The sequence below is a fragment of the Streptomyces yongxingensis genome, from assembly GCF_055597465.1.
Genome location: NZ_CM145717.1, coordinates 6694612 through 6715177, shown reverse-complemented (window position 1 = coordinate 6715177; position 20566 = coordinate 6694612). Strand labels below are relative to the sequence as shown.

General features: G+C 72.3%; 17 protein-coding genes and 1 tRNA gene. 7 read left to right on the top strand and 11 right to left on the bottom strand.

Annotated features, from left to right (window positions below; translation table 11 throughout):
* Positions 1 to 108: 108 nt before the first annotated feature.
* The gene (locus ACZ6TD_RS28975) at positions 109 to 1104 is read right to left on the bottom strand and encodes a phage baseplate protein (RefSeq protein WP_471342883.1); all 996 of its coding nucleotides are present in this window, start codon (positions 1102 to 1104) and stop codon (positions 109 to 111) included.
* Positions 1105 to 1368: 264 nt separating this feature from the next.
* Entirely contained in the window at positions 1369 to 2517 is a 1149-nt protein-coding gene (gene hppD, locus ACZ6TD_RS28970) for a 4-hydroxyphenylpyruvate dioxygenase (protein WP_471342880.1), read from the bottom strand.
* Between the two features lie 159 nt (positions 2518 to 2676).
* Here hppD and ACZ6TD_RS28965 point away from each other — a divergent pair, with 159 nt between their 5' ends.
* The 4 genes from ACZ6TD_RS28965 to ACZ6TD_RS28950 all read left to right on the top strand — a co-directional run bounded on the left by ACZ6TD_RS28965 (position 2677) and on the right by ACZ6TD_RS28950 (position 5499).
* Positions 2677 to 3144, top strand: coding sequence for an Lrp/AsnC family transcriptional regulator (locus ACZ6TD_RS28965; RefSeq protein WP_471358127.1), 468 nt, complete (start codon positions 2677 to 2679; stop codon positions 3142 to 3144).
* Positions 3145 to 3213: 69 nt separating this feature from the next.
* Complete coding sequence (locus tag ACZ6TD_RS28960) at positions 3214 to 3810, top strand: ArsR/SmtB family transcription factor (RefSeq protein ID WP_471342877.1); 597 nt, start codon at positions 3214 to 3216, stop codon at positions 3808 to 3810.
* Between the two features lie 23 nt (positions 3811 to 3833).
* Entirely contained in the window at positions 3834 to 4049 is a 216-nt protein-coding gene (locus ACZ6TD_RS28955) for a hypothetical protein (RefSeq protein ID WP_210949802.1), read from the top strand.
* 1 nt (position 4050) lies between these two features.
* Positions 4051 to 5499 (top strand): MFS transporter, encoded by a 1449-nt coding sequence (locus tag ACZ6TD_RS28950; RefSeq protein ID WP_471342873.1) that lies wholly within the window; start codon positions 4051 to 4053, stop codon positions 5497 to 5499.
* Here ACZ6TD_RS28950 and ACZ6TD_RS28945 read toward each other — a convergent pair.
* The 9 genes from ACZ6TD_RS28945 to ACZ6TD_RS28905 all read right to left on the bottom strand — a co-directional run bounded on the left by ACZ6TD_RS28945 (position 5438) and on the right by ACZ6TD_RS28905 (position 14772).
* Positions 5438 to 6223, bottom strand: coding sequence for a S16 family serine protease (locus ACZ6TD_RS28945; RefSeq protein ID WP_471342870.1), 786 nt, complete (start codon positions 6221 to 6223; stop codon positions 5438 to 5440). The genes ACZ6TD_RS28950 and ACZ6TD_RS28945 overlap by 62 nt on opposite strands.
* A gap of 206 nt (positions 6224 to 6429) precedes the next feature.
* Positions 6430 to 7071 carry an IclR family transcriptional regulator gene (locus ACZ6TD_RS28940; protein ID WP_037962091.1) on the bottom strand — a complete coding sequence of 214 codons (642 nt, stop codon included), beginning with the start codon at positions 7069 to 7071 and terminating at the stop codon, positions 6430 to 6432.
* A gap of 786 nt (positions 7072 to 7857) precedes the next feature.
* On the bottom strand, positions 7858 to 9654 hold the full coding sequence (locus ACZ6TD_RS28935; protein ID WP_471342867.1) for a DEAD/DEAH box helicase: 1797 nt from the start codon (positions 9652 to 9654) through the stop codon (positions 7858 to 7860).
* A 111-nt stretch (positions 9655 to 9765) separates the two neighbouring features.
* On the bottom strand, positions 9766 to 10149 hold the full coding sequence (locus ACZ6TD_RS28930) for a type II toxin-antitoxin system death-on-curing family toxin (RefSeq protein WP_471342865.1): 384 nt from the start codon (positions 10147 to 10149) through the stop codon (positions 9766 to 9768).
* Entirely contained in the window at positions 10150 to 10347 is a 198-nt protein-coding gene (locus ACZ6TD_RS28925) for a ribbon-helix-helix protein, CopG family (RefSeq protein WP_014061073.1), read from the bottom strand.
* A gap of 41 nt (positions 10348 to 10388) precedes the next feature.
* A complete protein-coding gene (locus ACZ6TD_RS28920; RefSeq protein WP_471342862.1) occupies positions 10389 to 11924 on the bottom strand; it encodes an MFS transporter in 1536 nt (511 codons plus the stop codon).
* 109 nt (positions 11925 to 12033) lie between these two features.
* On the bottom strand, positions 12034 to 13101 hold the full coding sequence (locus tag ACZ6TD_RS28915) for a YeiH family protein (protein ID WP_471342859.1): 1068 nt from the start codon (positions 13099 to 13101) through the stop codon (positions 12034 to 12036).
* Positions 13098 to 13730 carry a cysteine dioxygenase family protein gene (locus tag ACZ6TD_RS28910; RefSeq protein ID WP_471342856.1) on the bottom strand — a complete coding sequence of 211 codons (633 nt, stop codon included), beginning with the start codon at positions 13728 to 13730 and terminating at the stop codon, positions 13098 to 13100. Before ACZ6TD_RS28910 ends, ACZ6TD_RS28915 begins: the two co-directional genes overlap by 4 nt.
* Positions 13731 to 13866: 136 nt before the next feature.
* Positions 13867 to 14772, bottom strand: a complete 906-nt coding sequence (locus ACZ6TD_RS28905; RefSeq protein WP_471342853.1) for a LysR family transcriptional regulator — start codon at positions 14770 to 14772, stop codon at positions 13867 to 13869.
* Positions 14773 to 15027: 255 nt separating this feature from the next.
* On the opposite strand from ACZ6TD_RS28905, the gene ACZ6TD_RS28900 reads away from it, so the two are divergent.
* From ACZ6TD_RS28900 to ACZ6TD_RS28890, 3 genes are all read left to right on the top strand, one after another.
* The gene (locus ACZ6TD_RS28900) at positions 15028 to 15903 is read left to right on the top strand and encodes an alpha/beta fold hydrolase (RefSeq protein ID WP_471342850.1); all 876 of its coding nucleotides are present in this window, start codon (positions 15028 to 15030) and stop codon (positions 15901 to 15903) included.
* Positions 15904 to 16078: 175 nt separating this feature from the next.
* Positions 16079 to 16153 (top strand) — tRNA-Cys (locus ACZ6TD_RS28895).
* Positions 16154 to 16470: 317 nt separating this feature from the next.
* Positions 16471 to 20505: an amino acid adenylation domain-containing protein gene (locus ACZ6TD_RS28890; protein WP_471342847.1), complete on the top strand. Its 4035-nt coding sequence runs from the start codon at positions 16471 to 16473 to the stop codon at positions 20503 to 20505.
* Positions 20506 to 20566: the final 61 nt, after the last annotated feature.

Here is a 20566-nt window from a genome sequence, read left to right as displayed (position 1 = left end):
CGCACCCGGGAAGCGCCCGGGGAAGATCGCTGCAGCGGACGGATGACCGCGAGGAGGGCCTTGAGGGGGCCCGTGGGCAGGCCGTGAGCAGTGCCGTACGTACGGACGCTACTGCGGCTTGTAGTAGACGCTGACCTTACGGTCCCCGGCGGCGCCCGAGGCGAAGCCCATGCACAGTCGGCGCGGGCTGGAGAGCTGGACGGCCATCCCCTCGGGCTCGCGGTAGCTCAGCGAGTAGGCGGCCTCGGTGCGGGCGCGCTGGACGAGTTCGCCGGTGCGCAGATCGACGCAGGAGACGTAGGTGTTGCCGTGGCCGGAGGGCGGGTTGGCGCCGTCCTCGCCGGTGTAGGCGGTGCCGGTCAGCTGGTACACGTAGTCGCCGAGGACCGTGAAGCCCTGGAAGACCTCGCCGTCCTCGACGCCGGTCTGGGGTATGTCGTCGTACACGGCGGTGTAGTCGCCCGCGCTGACCCCGGACAGGCTCATCAGCCGGTAGCGGACCTCGCCGCCGAGGCGGTAGCGCAGCAGCAGCCGGCGGTTGAGCATGTCGACGGCGGGCTGGTTGCTGGTGGAGCCCGCCACCGGGCGGTGCTTGACCAGCGAGGACGAACCGGACGACAGCACCGTGCCGTCGGCGAACTTGAAGCGGCTGATCGCGCGGCCGTAGCCGGAGTCGGGGTTGGCGTCCGACTCGGTCCACAGATAGGCGGTGGAGCCGACCGGCTCACAGCCCATGGCGACGCCGTGCCCGAAGCCCTTGAGGTACATCGAGCCCAGCTCCGCCCCGGCCAGGGACAGCTTGGTGACGCACAGATCGCCGTGGGCGGCGCGGTCGGCGCCGGAGACGGGGGCGGACTCCCCGCTGAGCCGGATCCCGCCCTCCATCAGCTGGATCGTGTAGACGTGCCCGCCCACGTCGTCGAACGCGAAGGACTGCAGCACGGTGGAGTTGTGCGGGGTCTTCTCGCGGATGAGCTGGGTGGAGGGCACCGACAGGTCGAACCGGCCGCCCGCCACGGTGGCGGCCCCCGCGCGGGCGGCGAAGGCGCCGAGCGCGCCGGCCGCGGCGACTCCCCCACCGAGGGCGAACCTACGCCTGGTCAAACGGCCCGCAGCGTACTTTTCCGTGTGCATTGATACTCAACAACTCCCATGTGATCACGCCGTGTTGGAGTGAACAGATCGCCGTGAGTGTAGACGGTGGGAAAGCGCTCCCATTCGGGTGTTCGCATTTTCTGGCACCGACGGCGCATGGGCACGGGAGTGTGGGCGCATCTGCACGGAATTGGAGGGGGTGGGCGCGGCCGTGCGGGGTGGGCGCGGCCGTGCGGGGCGGACCCGCGGACTGCGGCCCGCCCCGCGCGGCGGTCAGAGGTTGCCGCGCTTGGCCTGCTCGCGCTCGATCGCCTCGAACAGCGCCTTGAAGTTGCCCTTGCCGAAGCCCATCGAGCCATGCCGCTCGATCAGCTCGAAGAAGACGGTCGGCCGGTCCTGGACCGGCTTGGTGAAGATCTGGAGCAGATAGCCGTCCTCGTCCCGGTCGGCGAGGATCTTCAGCTCACGGAGGGTCTCCAGCGGGACGCGGGTGTCGCCGACCCACTCCCCCAGCGTCTCGTAGTACGAGTCCGGGGTGTCCAGGAAGCTCACCCCGGCCGCGCGCATGGCCCGCACGGTGGCGACGATGTCGTTGGTGGCGAGCGCGATGTGCTGGACGCCGGGGCCGCCGTAGAACTCCAGATACTCGTCGATCTGGGACTTCTTCTTGCCGACCGCGGGCTCGTTGAGCGGGAACTTCACCTTGCGGGTGCCGTCCGCCACGACCTTCGACATCAGCGCGGAGTACTCGGTGGCGATGTCGTCGCCCACGAACTCCTTCATGTTGGTGAAGCCCATGACGTCGTTGTAGAAGCGGACCCACTCGTCCATCCGGCCCAGCTCCACATTGCCCACGCAGTGGTCGATGGCCTGGAAGTTCCGGCGCGCCGGCGGGGCGACGATCGGCTCGGCCTCGGCGTAGCCGGGGAGGTACGGGCCGAAGTAGCCGGTGCGCTCGACGAGGGTGTGGCGGGTGTCGCCGTAGGTGCGGATCGAGGCCATGACCACCGTGCCGTGCTCGTCCTTGAGCTCGTGCGGCTCCTCGATCCCGGTGGCGCCGTGCTCGAGGGCGTACGCGTACGCGGCGCGCGCGTCCGGCACCTCGACCGCGAGGTCGATCACACCGTCGCCGTGCTCGGCGACATGCTCGGACAGGAAGCGGCCCCAGGCGCTCACCGGCTTGATGACGGAGGTGAACACGAAGCGGGCGCTGCCCGAGACGAGGACGTAACTGGCCGTCTCCCGGCTGCCGTTCTCCGGACCGGAGTAGGCGACGAGCTTCATGCCGAAGGCGGTGGCGTAGTAGTGCGCGGCCTGCTTGGCGTTGCCGACGGCGAAGACGACCGCGTCCATCCCCTTCACGGGGAACGGGTCGGCGTGCCGTGCGTCCCCCTGCTGCAGCATCTCTGTCGTCTCAGTCATACTTCGAAGCGTCCCCCCGCGGCTCAAGGTGCGCAACACTTCGCGAAATCGCTGGTCAGCATGTATAGCCACGGCCGCATCCGGCAGCGCATCCTGTACAGGGTGACTACCGTCACAGAGGACACCTCGAGAGAAACCTGGGACCTGGAGGGGGACCGCATGGGAATCGACGGGCTCGACGCCCGCCTGATCGAGCTGCTCGCCGAGGAGCCGCGGATCGGGGTCCTGGAGGCGTCGCGCCGCCTCGGTGTCGCCCGCGGCACGGCGCAGGCGCGGCTGGACCGGCTGCGGACGCAGGGGGTGATCCGGGGCTTCGGCCCCGATGTGGACCCGGCGGCGCTCGGCTATCCGGTCACCGCGTTCGCGACACTGGAGATCAAGCAGGGGCAGGGGCAGGACGTACGGGCCCATCTGGCGACCGTCCCCGAGGTGCTGGAGCTGCACACCACGACGGGCCACGGGGACATGCTGTGCCGCCTGGTGGCCCGCTCCAACGCCGATCTCCAGCGGGTGATCGACCTGGTGGTGGGGTTCGAGGGGATCGTCCGGGCCTCGACGGCGATCGTGATGGAGAACCCGGTGCCACTGCGGATCATCCCGCTGGTGCGGCAGGCGGCGCGGGACTGAAAGCGGACCCAAAGAGTCCGTTGCAAAGAAAGCGTTGCAAGCACATCTTTGCATGGTTAGGCTCCGCTCATGGCAGAGAACGAACAGCCTGTGCCCGACGATGTCCGGGTGCTCGACCCACGCTCCCTGCGTGGACTCGCGCATCCGCTGCGGATACGTCTGCTCGGTGCGCTGCGCGAGTACGGACCGGCCACCGCGTCCCAACTGGCCGACCGATTGGGCGAGTCGAGCGGCGCCACCAGCTACCATCTCCGACAGCTGGCCGCCCATGGCTTCGTCAAGGACGACCCGGAGCGGGGCAAGGGGCGGGAGCGGTGGTGGAAGGCGGTGCACAGGGGTACGCGCTGGAACGCCGACAAGTTCCTGGCCCACCCCGACCCGGCCGTACGGGGGGCGGTGAACACCGCGCTGCACGAGGTGGCCACCCAGCACACGCAGGAGATGTCCACCTTTCTGGGCACCCTGCACGGCTGGTCGGATCAATGGCGGGCGGCCTCGGACCTCAGCGACTTCCACATGCGCCTCACCCCTGAACTCGCCCGCGAAATGCGCGACAAGGTGCACGAACTGATCGAGAGCTACCGCGAGAAGGAGGTGGACCGGGAGACCGAGGGCTCCGCCCCGTACCGCGTCCATCTGCACGCCTTCCCGCGCGACGAGGACTGACCGATCCCTGGGGGGAACCACACATGTACGGCGACGACATCCATCTGTGGCTGCACCACATACGCGCCGAGCGCCTCCGCGACGAGGCCCGCGAGGCGTCCCGGCCGCACCGCCGCTCCCGCCCCGCCCGCGCCCGGGTGCTGCGCGCCCGGGTCGGCTGGACGCTGGTGGAGGTCGGGCTGCGGCTGGCCACCCCACGGCTGCCGCAATCAGGTCTGACCGCCCGGTTCGACCACTGACATGACCTCCGACGACACAGGAGACGGAGAGCGCCGGGGGAACGGCGGGGACGACCGAAGACCGCTCTTACTCGTCCTCGCCGCCAACACCGTCTCCATAGCGGGCAATTCCCTCACCCTGATCGCCGTCCCGTGGTTCGTCCTGGAAACCACGGGCAGCGCGGCCAAGGCCGGGTTCGTGTCCTTCTGCGCGACCCTGCCGGTGGTCGTCTCCGCCGTCATCGGCGGGCCGGTCATCGACCGGGTCGGCCGCCGACGGGTCTCCGTCGCCTCCGACTCGCTGTGCGGGGTGGCCGTCGCCACGATTCCGGTGCTGCACTTCGCCGGGCTGCTGCGGTTCTGGCAGCTGTGCGCGCTGATGGCGTTCTGCGGACTGCTCCACGCGCCGGGCGAGACCGCCCGCCAGGTGCTCGTCCCCGCGCTGGCCGAACGGGCGGGCACCACCCTCAGCCGCGCGGCCAGCTTCTACGACGGGGCCTCGCGCGGGGCCCGGATGCTGGGCGCCGCACTCGGCGGGCTGCTGATCGCGCTGCTCGGCCCGCCGTCGGTACTGCTGCTGGACGGGGCCACGTTCGCGGCGTCCGCGCTGCTGATCATGGCGGGGCTGCGCGGACTGCCCGCCGCCGCGCCGCGCAAGCCCGTGGTGCCGGTGTCCGCCCGCGCCTACCGCGCGGAGCTGGGCGAGGGGTACCGCTTCCTGCTGCGCCACCGGCTGCTGCTGGCCATCGTGCTGATGGTCATGGTCACCAACGGCCTCGACCAGGGTCTGTCCTCCGTACTGCTGCCGGTCCACGCCGAGCGGCACCTGGGCGGTTCGGTGCACCTGGGGCTGCTCACGGCGCTGTTCGGCGGCGGGGCGCTGGTGGGGGCGCTGCTGTACGGGGCGGTGGGCGACCGCTTTCCGCGCCGGACCGTCTTCGCGGTGAGCTTCCTGGTGTGCGGGCTGCCGCGGTTCCTGATCGCCGCGTTCGTCCCCGGGGTGTCCCCGCTCGCCGTGACGATGGCGGTCAGCGGGGTCGCGGCGGGAATGCTCAACCCGATCCTGACCACGGTGACGTACGAGGCCGTCCCCGACGAGCTGCGCAGCCGGGTCTCGGGGGCGCTCACCGCGGGGGTGTGGGTGGTGATGCCGCTCGGCGGGCTGGCGGCCGGGTGCCTGGTGGAGGGGGTGGGGCTGACCGCCGCCTTCCTGGTGACGGGCGGTGTCTACTTCCTGGCCACGCTCAGCCCGCTGGTCTTCCCCGCCTGGCGCGGGATGGACGAGGGGGCGGCGGCGGACGAAGGAGCGATGGTGGACGAGGAGGCGGCAGTGGACAAGGGGGCGGCGGTGGACAAGGGAGTGACGGTGGACAAGGGAGTGACGGTGGGCAAGGGAGTGACGGCGCCGCTCAGCAGTGCGGGACCGCGCCGCCCGACCGCAGCGCCCGCAGAGCCGTCACCGCACCCTTGAGGGTGGTGACGGGGATCAGCCGCAGCCCCTTGGGCAGTTCGGACGTGGCGTCGGCGCATTCGGCCTTCGGCACGAGGAAGACCGTGGCGCCGTCCCGCTTGGCGGCCTGCGTCTTGAGCGGGACCCCGCCCACGGCCCCGACCTTGCCCTTGGCGTCGATGGTGCCGGTGCCCGCGATCGTCCGGCCGCCGGTGAGGTCGCCGCCGCGGCCGTCGCCGTCCAGCTTGTCGACGATGCCGAGGGAGAAGAGCAGCCCGGCGCTCGGACCGCCGACGTCGGCGAGGCGCAGAGTGACCTTGACGTCGCGCGGGGAGCGGTGGAGATAGCCGAGCGCGGCGCTGGTGGCCGAGGACTGGGACTCCCGCATCTCCGCGACGTTGTGCCGCTCGATCTCCTTGGTGGTGCCACCGACGTAGACCGAGTCATGCGGCATGACGGCGCGGTCGGTGGCGAACCAGCCGCTGACCACGTCCTTCAGCCGCACGGTGGCGTCCGGGCCGGTCGCCAGGATCGTCGTCATCCGAAGCTGCCCGGCGGTCTTGCGGGTGCCGGTCCCCGAAACGCTGATCACCTGCTTACCGCGGTCGGAGCCCAGGACGTTCACGGTCGAACCGGGCTGGGCCACGGTGAACGGCAGCGGCGCGAACGCGGCCACCGCGAGCAGGGCGAGCACGGGCGCGGAGCAGAGCGCGAGGATGCGGGCGCGGCGGGAGACGGCAGGCATGGTGCGAATCTAGTTGACCGCCGGGACGCGTGAGCCGCCACCCCGGCCCCGGGGGCCGCCCGGGGGGGGCCGCCCGGGGGCGGGGCCGGGCTTGTGCCGCCGGGCCGCCCGGCGCGGGCGCGGGCACGCGCGTGACGTCAGGTGCGAGGCACCTCGCTGTCCGGCGGGCCGCGATGCCCCGGGCGCCACGCGCCCGCGGCGCGCCCTCACCTCAGGGCGTCCGAGACCTCTCGGGCCGCGTCGACCACCCGGGGGCCGACGCGCTCCGGGACCGAGTCGCAGAGCATCACGACCCCGACGCTGCCCTCGATTCCCGTCACCCCGACGAGCGGGGCGGCCGCGCCGCTCGCGCCCGCCTCCAGTTCGCCGTGGGTGAGGGCGTACCCGGGGTCGTCGGGGCGGCCGGCGCGGGCGGCGAGGATCGCGCGCCCGGCGGCGCCCCGGTCGAGCGGATGCCTGAATCCGGCCCGGTAGGCCACGTGGTAGTCGGTCCAGGTCGGCTCGACGACCGCGACGGCGAGTGCCTCGGTGCCGTCGACCAGGGTGAGGTGGGCGGTCGCGCCGACGTCCTCGGCGAGGGAGCGCAGCGCGGGCAGCGCCGCCTCCCGTACGAGCGGATGCACCTGGCGGCCGAGTTGGAGCACTCCGAGCCCGACACGCGCCCGCCCGCCGATGTCCCGGCGGACCAGGGAGTGCTGCTCGAGGGTGGCCAGCAGCCGGTAGACCACGGTGCGGTTGACGCCGAGCTTGTTGGACAGCTCGGTCACGGTCAGCCCGTGGTCGGTGTCGGCGAGCAGTTTGAGGACGCGCAGTCCTCGATCGAGCGTCTGAGAGGTCTCCGCGGTCACGACGCCCCCTCCTCGGTGATGAGTGGCGGCTCTTCGTGAGGTGCCCCGCCGGTCCCGACGACGGCGCGCGAAGAGGCCGCCGGTCGCGGTGGTCACGCACCGGCTGCGCTCCGCGGCGGCGCTGCCACGGGGCGTGTGCGTGCCCGAACGCTAGCGAGCCGGTCCGCTTTGCGGAAGGGTTTGTCCAGAATCCGAGCGGAGCTGCCAATGAGTGGGGTACGCGAGCACCCCAAAACGTTCCGGTTTGCCTGGATTCATAAGGGGGGTCTGCGACCGGTTCATGAAATTTTTCGAAAGGGAGTTGCGCGGGACGGATCAGCGCCCATCCGCCTATGTCACGGCGCGGAAGTCCGACGGATCGCGACGCCTGCGGCGGGCTGCTCCCCTCCCCGCCCCTTCCCACAACTGGGGCTCCGCCCCAGACCCCGGACCAGGGGGCTTCGCCCCTTCCCGCAGCATCGATACCCGGCTCCACCACGTGGGGCGGCCCCGCCCCAGACCCCGGGCCAGGGCTCTGCCGCTTCCCGCAACCTCGATACCCGGCTCCACCGCGCGGCGCTGCCCCGCCCCAGACCCCGGACCAGGCCCCCACCCCAACCCGCAACATCGATACCCGGCTCCACCGCGCGGCGGGGCCCCGCCCCGAACCCCGGACCAGGGCTCCACCCCATCCCCACAACATCGATATGCGGCTCCACCGCGCGGCGGGGCTCCGCTCAAGACCCCGGGGTCCAGGGGCGAAGCCCCTGGTATCGGGAAGGGGCGGGGAGGGGAAAGATCCGCGCGTCAGCGCATGCGCGTCGCCCACTCCCGGACCTTCTTGATCCGCTCGCGGATCTGCCCCGCCGTCGCCTCCGCGCTCGGCGGGCCGCCGCACACCCGGCGCAGCTCGGTGTGGATCACGCCATGCGGCTTTCCGCTCTGGTGGACGTACGCCCCGACCAGTGAGTTGAGCTCCTTGCGCAGCTCCAGCAGCTCCTTGTGGGTGACCACCGGCCGCCGCTCCGCCGGAAGCTCCAGCAGATCCGCCTCCGCGTCCGGCTTCTTGCGGCTGTGCGCGATCTGCTTGGCCTGCCGCTTCTGGAGCAGCATCTGCACCTGGTCGGGTTCGAGCAGCCCCGGGATGCCCAGGTAGTCCTGCTCCTCGTCGCTGCCCGGATGCGCCTGCATGCCGAACTCGGCGCCGTCGTACAGCACCCGGTCGAAGACGGCGTCCGACTCCAGCGCCTCGAAGGGCAGTTGGTCCTGTTCGCCGGTGTCCTCGTCCTGCTGCTTCTCGGCCTCCTCGAGGAGCTTCTCCTCCTCCGCGTACGGGTTCTCCTCCTCGCCGTCCTTCTTGGGCTTGTCCAGGACGTGGTCGCGCTCGACCTCCATCTCATTGGCGAAGCCGAGCAGCGTCGGGATGGTGGGGAGGAAGACGGACGCGGTCTCGCCGCGCCGCCGCGACCGTACGAAGCGGCCGACGGCCTGGGCGAAGAAGAGCGGTGTGGAGATGGTGGTCGCGTACACCCCGACCGCCAGCCGGGGCACGTCCACCCCCTCCGACACCATGCGGACCGCGACCATCCAGCGGTCGTCGGAGTGGCTGAAGTCCTCGATCCGCTGGGACGCCGCCGCCTCGTCGGAGAGCACCAGCGTCGCCTTGGTGCCGGTGATCTCGCGGATCAGCTTGGCGTAGGCGCGGGCCGAGTCCTGGTCGGAGGCGATGACGAGCGCCCCCGCGTCCGGGATGCCCTTGCGGACCTCGGACAGCCGCTGGTCGGCGGCGCGCAGCACGTTCGGCATCCAGTCGCCGCGCGGATCGAGCGCGGTGCGCCACGCCTGGGAGACGGCGTCCTTGGTCATCGGCTCGCCGAGCCGCGCCGCGATCTCGTCGCCCGCCTTGGTGCGCCAGCGCATGTTGCCGCTGTAGGAGAGGAAGATGACGGGCCGCACGACGCCGTCCCCCAGCGCGTTGCCGTAGCCGTAGGTGTAGTCGGCCGAGGAGCGCCGGATGCCGTCGTTGCCCTCTTCGTAGGTGACGAAGGGGATGGGGTTGGTGTCGGACCGGAACGGGGTGCCGGTGAGCGCGAGCCGCCGGGTGGCCGGCTCGAACGCCTCCAGACACGCCTCGCCCCAGGAGCGGGAGTCGCCGGCGTGGTGGATCTCGTCGAGGATGACCAGCGTCTTGCGCTGCTCGATCCGGTTGCGGTGCAGCATGGGCCGGACGCCGACGCCCGCGTAGGTCACGGCGATCCCGTGGTACTCCCGGCCCAGCGGGCCCGCGCTGTACTCCGGGTCCAGCTTGATGCCGACCCGCGCGGCGGCCTCCGCCCACTGCTTCTTCAGGTGCTCGGTCGGCGCGACGACCGTCACCTGCTGGACGACGTGGTGGTGCAGCAGCCAGGAGGCGAGGGTCAGGGCGAAGGTGGTCTTCCCGGCGCCCGGGGTCGCCACCGCGAGGAAGTCCCGCGGCTGCTCCTGGATGTACTTGTCCAACGCGCCCTGCTGCCAGGCGCGCAGCTTGCTCGCGGTACCCCAAGGAGCCCGGCCGGGAAAGGCGGGCGAGAGGTGATGGCTGGTGGAGGCGGCAGTAGTACTCACGGTCTCCGTCGGGCTGACTCGGCGAGGTCGATCGGGAACCGCGTCAGCCTACCGGTGCCGTCCTTCACGCTCCGGGGTACGTGCGGATCCCACCCGAGGGTGGGATCAGACTCACATTCCCTCGTGCAGCCTGCGCAATCTGGCCGCGATGTCCCCGACGTCCTCGAGCGCGCCCGCGGCCACGCCGACCACCAGCTTGTACGCCTCGTCCTGGTCGACGTCGAGCATTTCGGTGCCGTTGAGATCGAGGAAGACCACCGTGCACATCCATGCCATCCGTTTGTTGCCGTCCACCAGCGGGTGGTTGACGGCAAGCGACTGGAGCAGCGCGGCGGCCTTCTCGAAGCGGTCGGTGTACGCCTCTATGCCGAACATCTGCGACTGCGGACGGTGCACAGCCGAGCTCAGCAATCCCAGATCGCGCACCGCGATCTGCTGCCCCCCGCAGGCGATTTCCGCCAGGTCCAGCACTTCCTGGACCGTCAGGTACTTCACTTACTCCCCCAGCCTCCGCAGAAGGTCCGCGTGGCGTGCCGCGTACTTCGCCCCCAGTCGCTGGACCGACTCCCGGTCCGCCTCTTGCTCGAGATACCGATCGATCGCCTGGAGCACTATGGCGTGCATACTGCGGCCCTCCTCCTCGGCCCGCTGCTTGAGCGCCTCTTGCTGGTCGTCGCGCAGTCGGAGATTCATAGCCATACCAAAACGGTACCATCAATGGGGTCAGAATGGTACTACGTCGTGACGGGCCGCAACCGCGTCGTCACCCACGCCCCCACCAGCGACACCGCCGCCATCGCCACGTAGACCGCCCCGAAGGCGGCCGGCTGGTGGGTGGCCGCGGTGCCGGTGGCGGCGATCTCGCCGCCGCCGAAGGTGACGAAGAGGACACCGCTGAGGCCGACCAGCGTGATGTTGCCGAGCGCGTCGGAGACCTGGAGGGAGGCGGAGTTGCTGCCCGCGTCCTCCGGGCGGGAGAGCTTCAGCAGCAGCACGCTCCCGCTGGAGATGGTCAGCCCCATTCCGTAGCCGCCGATCACCCAGGCCACGGCCACGATCCAGGCCGGGACGGAGTCGATGAGGCCCAGGAGCACCATGGCGATGGAGGCGGCGATGAGGAGCATGCCGAGGCCCATCAGCCGTTCGCGGTGCGGCTCCAGGCGAGGGCGGCTCTGGGTGTAGGAGCCCAGGGCCCAGGTGAGGCCGCCGGCGGTGAGCGAGAGCCCGGCGGCGGTCGCGGACAGGCCGCGCTGGGTCACCAGCATCAGCGGGACGAAGCTCTCCGCGCCCAGGAAGGACCCCGCCGCCACCCCGCGCAGCAGGATCACCGACGGCAGTCCGCGGGCGGCGCGGAAGGTGCCCTTGGGCAGCAGCCGCAGTACGCACGGGACGAGCAGGGCGAGCCCGGCGGCGGCCGGGACCAGGGAGAGCCAGGTCAGGTCCTGGCCCGCGTACTGGAGCAGCCCGGCGCCCACCGCGACGGCGAGCGCGAGCAGGATGCGGCGGCGGTTCATGGCCGCGGAGCGCTCGCTCGGGGGCAGGGCGCGCAGCGCGGGGAGCATCACCGCGAGCGGCGGCAGCACCAGCACCGGGATGGCGAGGAACACCCAGCGCCAGCCGGCCTGTTCGGTGACGGTCCCGGCGGCGAGCGGGCCGACGATGACCGGCAGCACCCAGGCGGCGGAGAAGGACGCCAGCACGGCGGGCTGGAGCCGCTGCGGATAGGCGCGGCCCACCACCACGTACAGCGCGACGATCACCAGCCCGCCGCCTATGCCCTGCACCGCGCGCCCGCCCACGAACATCCACATCCGCTGTGCGGAACCGGCCACCAGCAGCCCGGCGGCGAACGCCGCGATCCCGGTGAACAGCGGCGCCAGCGGCCCCTTGCGGTCGCACCACTCCCCCGACAGGGCCATCGCGAACAGGCTCGCGGTGAAGTAGGCGGAGAAGGCGTACGCGTAGAGCTCGACCCCGTCCAGCGCGCGGGCCGCGACCGGCATCGCGGTGTTGACCGCGCTCGCCTCGAAGGCGATGAGGGAGACGACGGTGACGATGCCGAGGGTGAGGGCGCGGTAGCGCCTCCCCAGTACGGTGCCGCCGGTGTCGCCGTCGCCCGCCGGGTCCAGGTCACCGGCTTCCGCCGGACCGGGGTCTCCGGCTTCCGGCTCGGGGCGGACGGCGGAGGCGGCGGCCGCCTGGGGCGGCGGGGCGCTGTCCGTGACGGCGGCGTCGGCGGCACCGACATCAAGGGGGTCACGAGGGGTCATGGCGTCAGGGTAAGTGGCGTTCCGGGATGTCACACCTGTCGCGGGACGGAGCCACGCTCGGCCGCTGGCCCTAGGACGCCCCTGGCCGTCGCCCCTGGCCCGTCGGGCCCTACGTGGTGAGCAGGACGCCCCCGTACGACGCGCCCGCGATCACCACCCACGCGCACAGCCCCAGCGCGGCGACCCGGGCGCCGGTGCGGGTGAGGGAGGGGAGGTGGACGGCGCTGCCGAGGCCGAAGAGGGCTGCGGCGAGGAGGAGTTCCTGGGCCGTGGCGGCGCTGTCCAGCACGGTGGTGGACAGGACGTCCGTGCTGCGCAGGGCGGTCATGGCGAGGAAGCCGAGGACGAAGAGCGGCACCAGTGGCGGCCGCCGCTCCGCCTTCTCCCCCTGTGCCGCCTGCCCCTCCGCCTTCTTGGCGCGCCCCCGCGCCCGTACGGACGTCGCGAGCACCGCGACCAGCGGGGCGAGCAGGGCCACCCGCACCAGCTTGACCAGCACCGCGTCGCCCAGTGCCGACGGCCCCGCGGTCTGCGCGGTGGCCACCACCTGGCCCACGTCGTGCACGCTCGCGCCCACCCACCGGCCGAACGCCTCGTCGCCGAGCCCCAAGGGGTGCTGGAGCAGCGGCAGGACGGCGATGGCGAGCGTGCCGCACAGCGTCACCAGCGCCACGGAGGTGGCCACATCGCGCTCGTCGCTGTCCGACACCTCGCTCACCGCGCCGATCGCGGAGGCCCCGCAGATCGAGTAGCCGGTGGCGATCAGCAGCGGCTGGTCGCCGCGCAGCCCCATCCGGCGGCCGAGCCACCAGGTGCCGCAGAAGGTGGCGGCGACCACGCCCAGGACCATCGCCACGGTGGCCCAGCCCAGGCCCAGCACATCGTCCAGGCTGAGCTTGAGGCCGAGCAGCACGATGCCCAGGCGCATCAGCCGCTTCCCGGCGAGCGAGAGCCCGGCGCGGCAGACGCCCCGGACCAGGCCGCGCGCCCCCGGCAGATGCGCGGCGACGATGCCCAGCACCACGGCGGCGGTCAGCAGGGGGACGGCGGGGAGCAGCCGGTGGACGCCCCAGGCTGCCGCGACCCCGGCCGCGGCCAGCCCGAGCCCGTACGCCGGGGCGGGCGGCCGCCATCCGGCGGCCTGCCGCGCCCGGCCGGGCGCGGCGGTCAGCGTCACTGGCCGTCCGCCGTCGGAAGGTGGTCATCCGCCGTCGGGAGGTGGCCGTCCGCCATCGGGAGGTGGCCGTCCGCCGCCGGGAGGTCGTAGACCCGCCGGACGCTGCTGCCCAGGCGGGCGATGTCCGCCCCGTAGACGTGGATCGAGATCGCCTTCGTCCCGCAGGCGTTCCACACCCTGTGGATATCTCCGGGCGGCGCGAATCCGCACACCGCGCCCCGCGGGTTGACCACGTCCTCCACCGCGATCAGCCGCGAGCCCGGGCCGTCCGGGACGAGGCGGTAGCGCCGCTCGTGCTCCTCGCCCTCGTGGACGCCGGTCACACACCAGGACACATGGTCATGGATCGCCGTGCGCTGGCCGGGCAGCCACACCAGCGCGACGATCGAGAAGCTGCCGTCGGGCTCGGCGTGCAGGATGTGCTGGCGGTAGCGGTCGGGGTCGCCCTCGCGCTGCTCGGGGGTGAGCAGATCGTCCGCGCCGAGGTGGGGCGCGAGCCGCTCGCCCACCAGATAGGCGGTCACATCGGGCGCCAGGCCCCGGCCGACGGCCTCGCGGACGTCGCCGACGAACGCGCCGAGGCGTGCCGTGAGAAGACGGGAGGACGGATACGCGGTCGGGGTGGTCATGGTGGCAGCGTCCTGCCGCCCGCACCATCACGTCCAACGACAGGTTGTTGAGCCGTCCCCAAGCTCCGCTTATGGATGCCTCATGGACGAGCGGTCAGTGGGTGCCTCATGGGCGAGCGGCCGGCGGGCGGCCCGCTCAGCACCCGACCCGGTTCCCGGCCACGGTCTTCAGCTCCTCCAGCACCCGCGCGGTGGCCGGTATCCCCAGGTGCTCGCGGAGGACGTACGCCGAGACACGGCGGCGGGAGGCGGGGTCCAGGGCGCGCCCGGTGACCTTCTGGTGGCACAGGAACGACAGCACCAGGCCCGGCATCATCGCCACGCCGAGCCCCGCCGCGACCATGCTCTGCACCACCAGATTGTCGTCCGTGGTGAAGGCGATGTCCGGGGCGAAGCCCTGCTCGGCGCATTCGTGGAGGAAGTTGGCGCGGCACCGCAGACATCCGGCGATCCAGCGCTCCTCGCTCAGCTCGGCCAGCTTGACCGCCCGCCGCCTGGCCAGCGGATGGCCGGTCGGCAGCAGCACCGTGAGCTGGTCCTCCAGCAACGGGATCTCCACCAGCTCGGCGGGGGTCTCCTCGCGCAGTCCGGGATAGGTGAAGGCGAGGGTGATGTCGCACTCCCCGCGCACCACCCGCCCCAGCGAATCCGGCGGCTCGCCCTCCTGCAGTTCCACCCGCACCCCCGGATGGGCGGCGGCGAGCCGGGCCATGGTCTCGGGGATGAGGGTCGCGTTGGCGCTGGGGAAGGCGCAGACCCGCACCCGGCCCGAGCGCAGCCGGGTGATGGCGCTCATCTGCTGCTGGGCGGTGGAGATGCTGGTGAGAATGGTGTCGGCGTGCCGGGCGAGGGTCTCCCCCGCCTCGGTGAGCCGCATCCCCCGGCCGACCCGGATGAACAGCGGGCTGCCCACGGCCCGTTCGAGCGCCTTCATCTGCTGGGTGATCGCCGGCTGGGTGTAGCCGAGGGCACGGGCGGCCCCGGAGTAGGAGCCGGAGCGGACCACCTCGTGGAACGTCTTGATGTGCCGGGAATCGAACACGTTCGCATCATACGGAGCCGGGGACGGAAACCATAAGCGGGATTTGGGGCCACACAAGATCGCCCCTACCCGCGCTTTTGCGTCACGCGGACCGCGGGGCCATGGAGCCGGACCACGGAGCCGCGTCACGGAGCCGCGCCGGAGCCGTCCCACGGCCCGGCGCCATGCGCGGACCACGGTCCGGCGCCGCACCCGGTGCGTGAGGACACCCGGTCAAGCACGGTCAAGACGACGAAGCTGGGGCAAGCTGACCCCATGCCGCACTACACCTCGTACGACGGAACCGAGCTGGCCTACCGCGTCCTGGAGGCCCGGGACGGCTCGGCGGGGCCACCGCTGATCTGCCTGGCGGGCGGGCCGGGGCGGAACGCCGCGTATCTGGGCGACCTCGGCGGGCTGGACGCCCATCACACCCTCCTCATCCCCGACAGCCGCGGCACCGGGGACTCCCCGCCGGCCGTCGACCCCATCGGCTACTCCTTCCCCGGGCTCGCCGAGGACCTCGAGGCGCTCCGCCACCATCTGGACCTCGTCCGCTTCCCGCTGCTCGCCCATGACGCGGCCGCCGCCACCGCCCAGGCGTACGCGGCCGCCCACCCCGAGCGGCTCAGCCGGCTGCTCCTGGTCAGTCCGGGCGCCCGGCTTCAGGGCGAACTCCCCGAGGACGCCCGGGAGATCTTCGAGTCCCGCGCCGACGAACCCTGGTGGCAGGAGGCGTACACGGCGGTGCGGTTGCTGCCCGACACCACCGACCTCGCCGAGATGCGCCGGCTGCTGCTCCAGGCCGCCCCCATGGCGTACGGCCGCTGGGAGGAGCCCCAGCGGGCGCACGCCGAGAGCGAGGGCGAGCAACTGGGGCCGGTGGCGCGGGCCGGCTTCTGGCAGGGCGTCGACGAGGCCGGGCGGCGCGCGGTGCTGGCCCGGCTGCGCGAGGTGCCGTGCCCGGTGCTGGCGATCACCGGCGACCGGGACGCGGTGACCGGGATGCGGGCCGGGGAGCTGGTGGCCGAGTCCTTCCCCGACGGCCGGGCGCGGCCGCTGCCCGGGGTGGGCCACTATCCGTGGGTCGACGAGCCGGACCTCTTCCGCCAGGTGGTCGAGGACTTCCTGGCGGACCGCCCCACGCCGTGAAGGCGGACCGTGCGCCCACGCCGTGAAGGGGCCCGGCGGGGGCGCGTCCGGCAGACCATGAAGGGCGAGCATGAACGGCGACCATGAACGCGGTGTGTCAGTCGTATGGCAGCCCCCGCCGCTCCGTTGTGCCCGCCCCGCCCCGGCCCTATCGTCGAGAACGCAAGCCGACACCGGCCGTGTGCCCGAGTGGTTGAGGGGCTCGACTGCAAATCGAGTTACGTGGGTTCGATTCCCGCCACGGCCTCCACACCCCGACGCGGGCGCCTCACTCGGCGCCCGCGCATTGGGTTGCCTCTCGGTGAACTCCCGACGTCCTCTGGACACTCGCGCCCGCAGGGCGCATGCTCATGCACGCGCTCATGCCGTTCCGGCATCGCGGATACTCCAGGTAAACACCTAGGGCCCGGCGATTTTCACAGTCTCGCCACCGAACGGTCTCTTGACCCCCGCACTGAGTGCAATTCCGTCTCATAGGGTCACGTGTGGTGCCTGCGACCGTGCGGAAAACTACTCCCGGTCGGCGGGCACATTTTCGACCGTGGTCCCATTCTCAGTGGGGGAAATGTGCAGCCCGCCGTACCGGCCACCCGTCTGCCGCTCTCGACCGGCCAGAGTGAAATCTGGTTCATAGAGCAGCTCGAGCCGCCGGAGAGCACCACCTTCCGGGTCGGTGAGTACCTGGAGATACAAGGACCGATAGACACCGAGCTATTCGAGCGGGCCCTGCGCAGGGCCGTGGCGGAGGCCGAGCCCTACAACATCCGGGTCGGCGAGGACGACGGGGAGCCCTGGCAGGCCCTCGACCCGGTGACCGACTGGGAGCTCCCGAAGCTGGACCTCACCGCCGAGGACGACCCCTGGGCCGCGGCCGAGCGGTGGATGAAGAACGACCTGGCCACGGGGGCGCTCAAGCTGGGCGACCACCCGGCGTTCTCGTTCGCCCTGCTCAAGGTGGAGGCCGAGCGCTTCCTCTGGTACCAGGGCACCCACCACATCGTCTCGGACGCCGGCTCGGCCGCCCTGCTGGGCCGGCGGACCGCCGAGGTGTACACCGCGCTCGTGGAGGGGACCGACCCGGCCGAGGGGGAAACGGTCTTCGGCTCCCTGCGGGCGATGCTCGACCAGGACGCGGAATACCGGGCCTCACCGGATTTCGCCAAAGACCGCGCGTACTGGCTGGAACACTTCGGTGATTCCCCGCGCCCGGCGCGGCTTTCCACCCACCCCACCAGGGAACTTTCCACCGTCCTCCGCCAGACCGCCTACCTGACCGAGGCGGAAGCGGTCGAGCTGCGGGCCGCCGCGCGTAAATACGCCACCCACTGGTCCGCTATGATCATTGCGGCGACCGCGCTGTATCTGCACCGATTGACCGGTAAATCGGACATCATTCTGACGCTGCCCGTATCCGGCCGTACCGATGCCACTTCCCGCGCCATTCCCGGGATGTTCGCCAATGTCGTGCCGCTGCGCATCCAGGTGCGCGCCGATATGCGAATACGGGAGCTGGTCCGGCAGATCTCACGGGAAGTGCGGCAGGCCCTTCGCCATCAGCGCTACCGCCGTATCGACCTGGCCCGGGATCTGCGACTCCCGGACGGCGGAAACGGATTGCTCGGCCCGCACGTCAACATCATGACGTACGACTACGACTTCCACTTCGCCGGTCACCGGGTCAAGGCGCACAACCTCTCCAACGGCACCGTCGAGGACCTCTCCATCATGGGGTACGACCGGTCCGACGGCACCGGTATCCGGATCGACCTCAACGCCAACTCCAACCTCTACACCGAGGATGCGCTCATCGGCCACCGGGAGCGCTATCTCGGCCTGCTGCGCACCCTCTCCGACACCTCCGACATGCAGCGCACCGTGGGCTCGCTGGAGCTGCTGTCCGCCGAGGAGCGCCGGCGGGTCCTGGGCGCGCCGGGCGACACGGCGCACCCCACCTCCGGCGCCACCCTCCCGGAGCTGCTGGCGGCCCAGGCCGCCCGGACCCCCGGCACCCAGGCCGTGGTCTGCGACGACACCGTGCTCAGCTACGCGGAGCTGGACCGGGCGGCCAACCGGCTGGCCCGGGTGCTCATCGCGCGCGGCGCCGGGCCCGAGCGCACCGTCGGCGTGGCCCTGCCCCGCTCCGCGGACCTGGTCATCGCGCTGATCGCGGTGCTGAAGACGGGGGCCGCGTATCTGCCCCTGGACCTGGACTACCCCGCCGAGCGGCTGGCGTACATGCTCGACGACGCGGGCCCCGCCCTCGTGGTCACCCGCGCCGACAGCGCCGGTGCGCTGCCCGCGCGCCACGGCGTGGGGCGGCTGCTGCTGGACGTCGTGGACCTCACGGGCACCGGCGGCGCCGCGGGCGGCTCCGCCCCGGCGGTGACGATCGACCCCGAGCACCCCGCGTACATCATCTACACCTCGGGCTCCACCGGCCGCCCCAAGGGCGTCCTGGTGCCTCACCGGGCCGTGGCCAACAGCATGGAGTGGATGCGGGACGCGTACGGCCTCGCCCCCGGGGACCGGATGCTCCAGAAGACCCCGGCCGGGTTCGACGCCTCCGTCTGCGAGTTCTTCCTTCCGCTGCTCAGCGGCGCCACCCTGGTGGTGGCCAAGCCCGGCGGCCACAAGGACCCGGCGTACCTGGCGCGCACGGTGCGCGAGGCGGGCATCACCGCGCTCCAGTTCGTGCCGTCGATGCTCCAGGCGTTCCTCGCCGAGCCGGGCGCCGCCGACGCGTGCGCGGGCGTCCTGCGGCGGGCCTCCAGCGGCGGTGAGGCGCTGCCGCGCGAGACCGCCGAGCGGTTCCACGAGCAATTCCCCGGCGTGCCGCTGAACAACCTCTACGGGCCCACCGAGACCACCATCCAGATCGCCCACCACCCCTCCGCGCCCGGCGGCGAGGGCCCGGTGCCGATCGGCCGGCCGGTGTGGAACACCCGGATGTACGTCCTGGACACCGCGCTGAAGCCCTGCCCGGCCGGGGTCACCGGCGAGCTGTACGTGTCCGGGGCCCAGTTGGCCCGCGGGTACCTCAACCGGGCCGCCCTGACCGCCGAGCGCTTCGTCGCCGACCCCTACGGCCCGCCCGGCACCCGGATGTACCGCACCGGCGACCTGGCACGCCTGCGGCCGGACGGCGACGTCGAGTACGTGGGCCGCACCGACGGCCAGGTCCAGCTCCGCGGCTTCCGCGTCGAGCTGGGCGAGGTCGAGGCGGCGCTGCGGGCGCTCCCCCAGGTGGCCGGGGCCGCCGCGGCGGTCCGCGCCGACCGGCCCGGCGACCAGCGGCTGATCGGCTATGTGACGGCCGCCGGGGACACCCCGCCGGACGCCGCCGCGGTCCGCGAGGCGCTGGGCGAGGTGCTGCCCGAGCACATGGTGCCCAGCGCGTTCGTGGTCCTCGACGCCCTCCCCCTGGACGCCAACGGCAAGCTGAACCGCGCCGCGCTGCCCGCGCCCTCCTTCGAGGCCACCACGGGCGGGCGCGCGCCCCGCACCCCGCGCGAGGAGGCGCTGTGCGCGCTCTTCGGCGAGGTCCTGGGCGTCGACGGGGTCACCATCGACGACGACTTCTTCCTGCTCGGCGGCCATTCGCTGCTCGCCTCCAAGCTGGCCAGCCAGGCGCGCGCCGCGCTGGCCACCGAGCTGTCGATGCGCGACCTCTTCGAGGCGCCGACCGTCGCCCGGCTGGTGGCCCGCCTGGACACCGCGGGACCGGCCGACGCGCACCTGAGGCAGCCGCTGGACATCCTGCTGCCGCTGCGCGGCGAGGGGACGCGCCCGCCGCTGTTCTGCGTCCACCCCGGCGGCGGCCTCGGCTGGTCGTATGCCGGGCTGCTCCGCCATCTCGCCCCGGACCAGCCGGTGTACGCCCTCCAGGCGCGCGGTCTCACCGAACCGGACGTCCTCCCCGCGAGCGTCGAGGAGATGGCCGCCGACTACCTGGAGCAGATCCGGACCGTCCAGCCGACCGGTCCGTACCACTTGCTCGGCTGGTCCTTCGGCGGGCTGATCGCCCACGCCATGGCCACCCGGCTCCAGGCGCTGGGCGAGGAGGTCGCCACGCTGGCCGTGGTGGACGCCTACCCCGACAACGCCCAGGCGCTGCCCGATGCGCCCGAGCTCAGCAAGCGCCAGTGGCTGGGGGTGCTGCTCGACGACATCGGCGGCGGCGACATCTTCGCCCCGGGCTGGCTGGAGGCGCACCCCGACGGGGCGGACGGCACCGCCGACCTGGTGGCGGACCTCTGCCGGGAGACCGGGCTGCCCGCCCGGCTGCTGGAGGGCGAGACCAGCTTCCCGCTGCTCGACATCCTGCTCAACGACCAGGAGCTGATGCGGAAGTTCGCGCCCGAGCGGTTCCAGGGCGACATGCTGCTGTTCCGGGCCCTGGAGGAGATCCCCGGCTACCGGCGCGATCCGCTGCACGTGGCGGACGCCTGGCTCGCCTTCGTGGACGGCGCCCTGGTGGTGCACGGCGTCCCCGATCACCACTACCGGATGATGCGGGAGGAGTCCCTGGCCCGGATCGGCCCGGTGGTGGCGGCGGCGCTCGCGTCCGGCCGCCCGGTGCCGAGCGGGGCCGCCGGGCGCTGAGCGGCACGGACAGTGGGCGCCCCGCTCGGCGGGGCGCCCACAACCGGCGCCTTACGGTCGC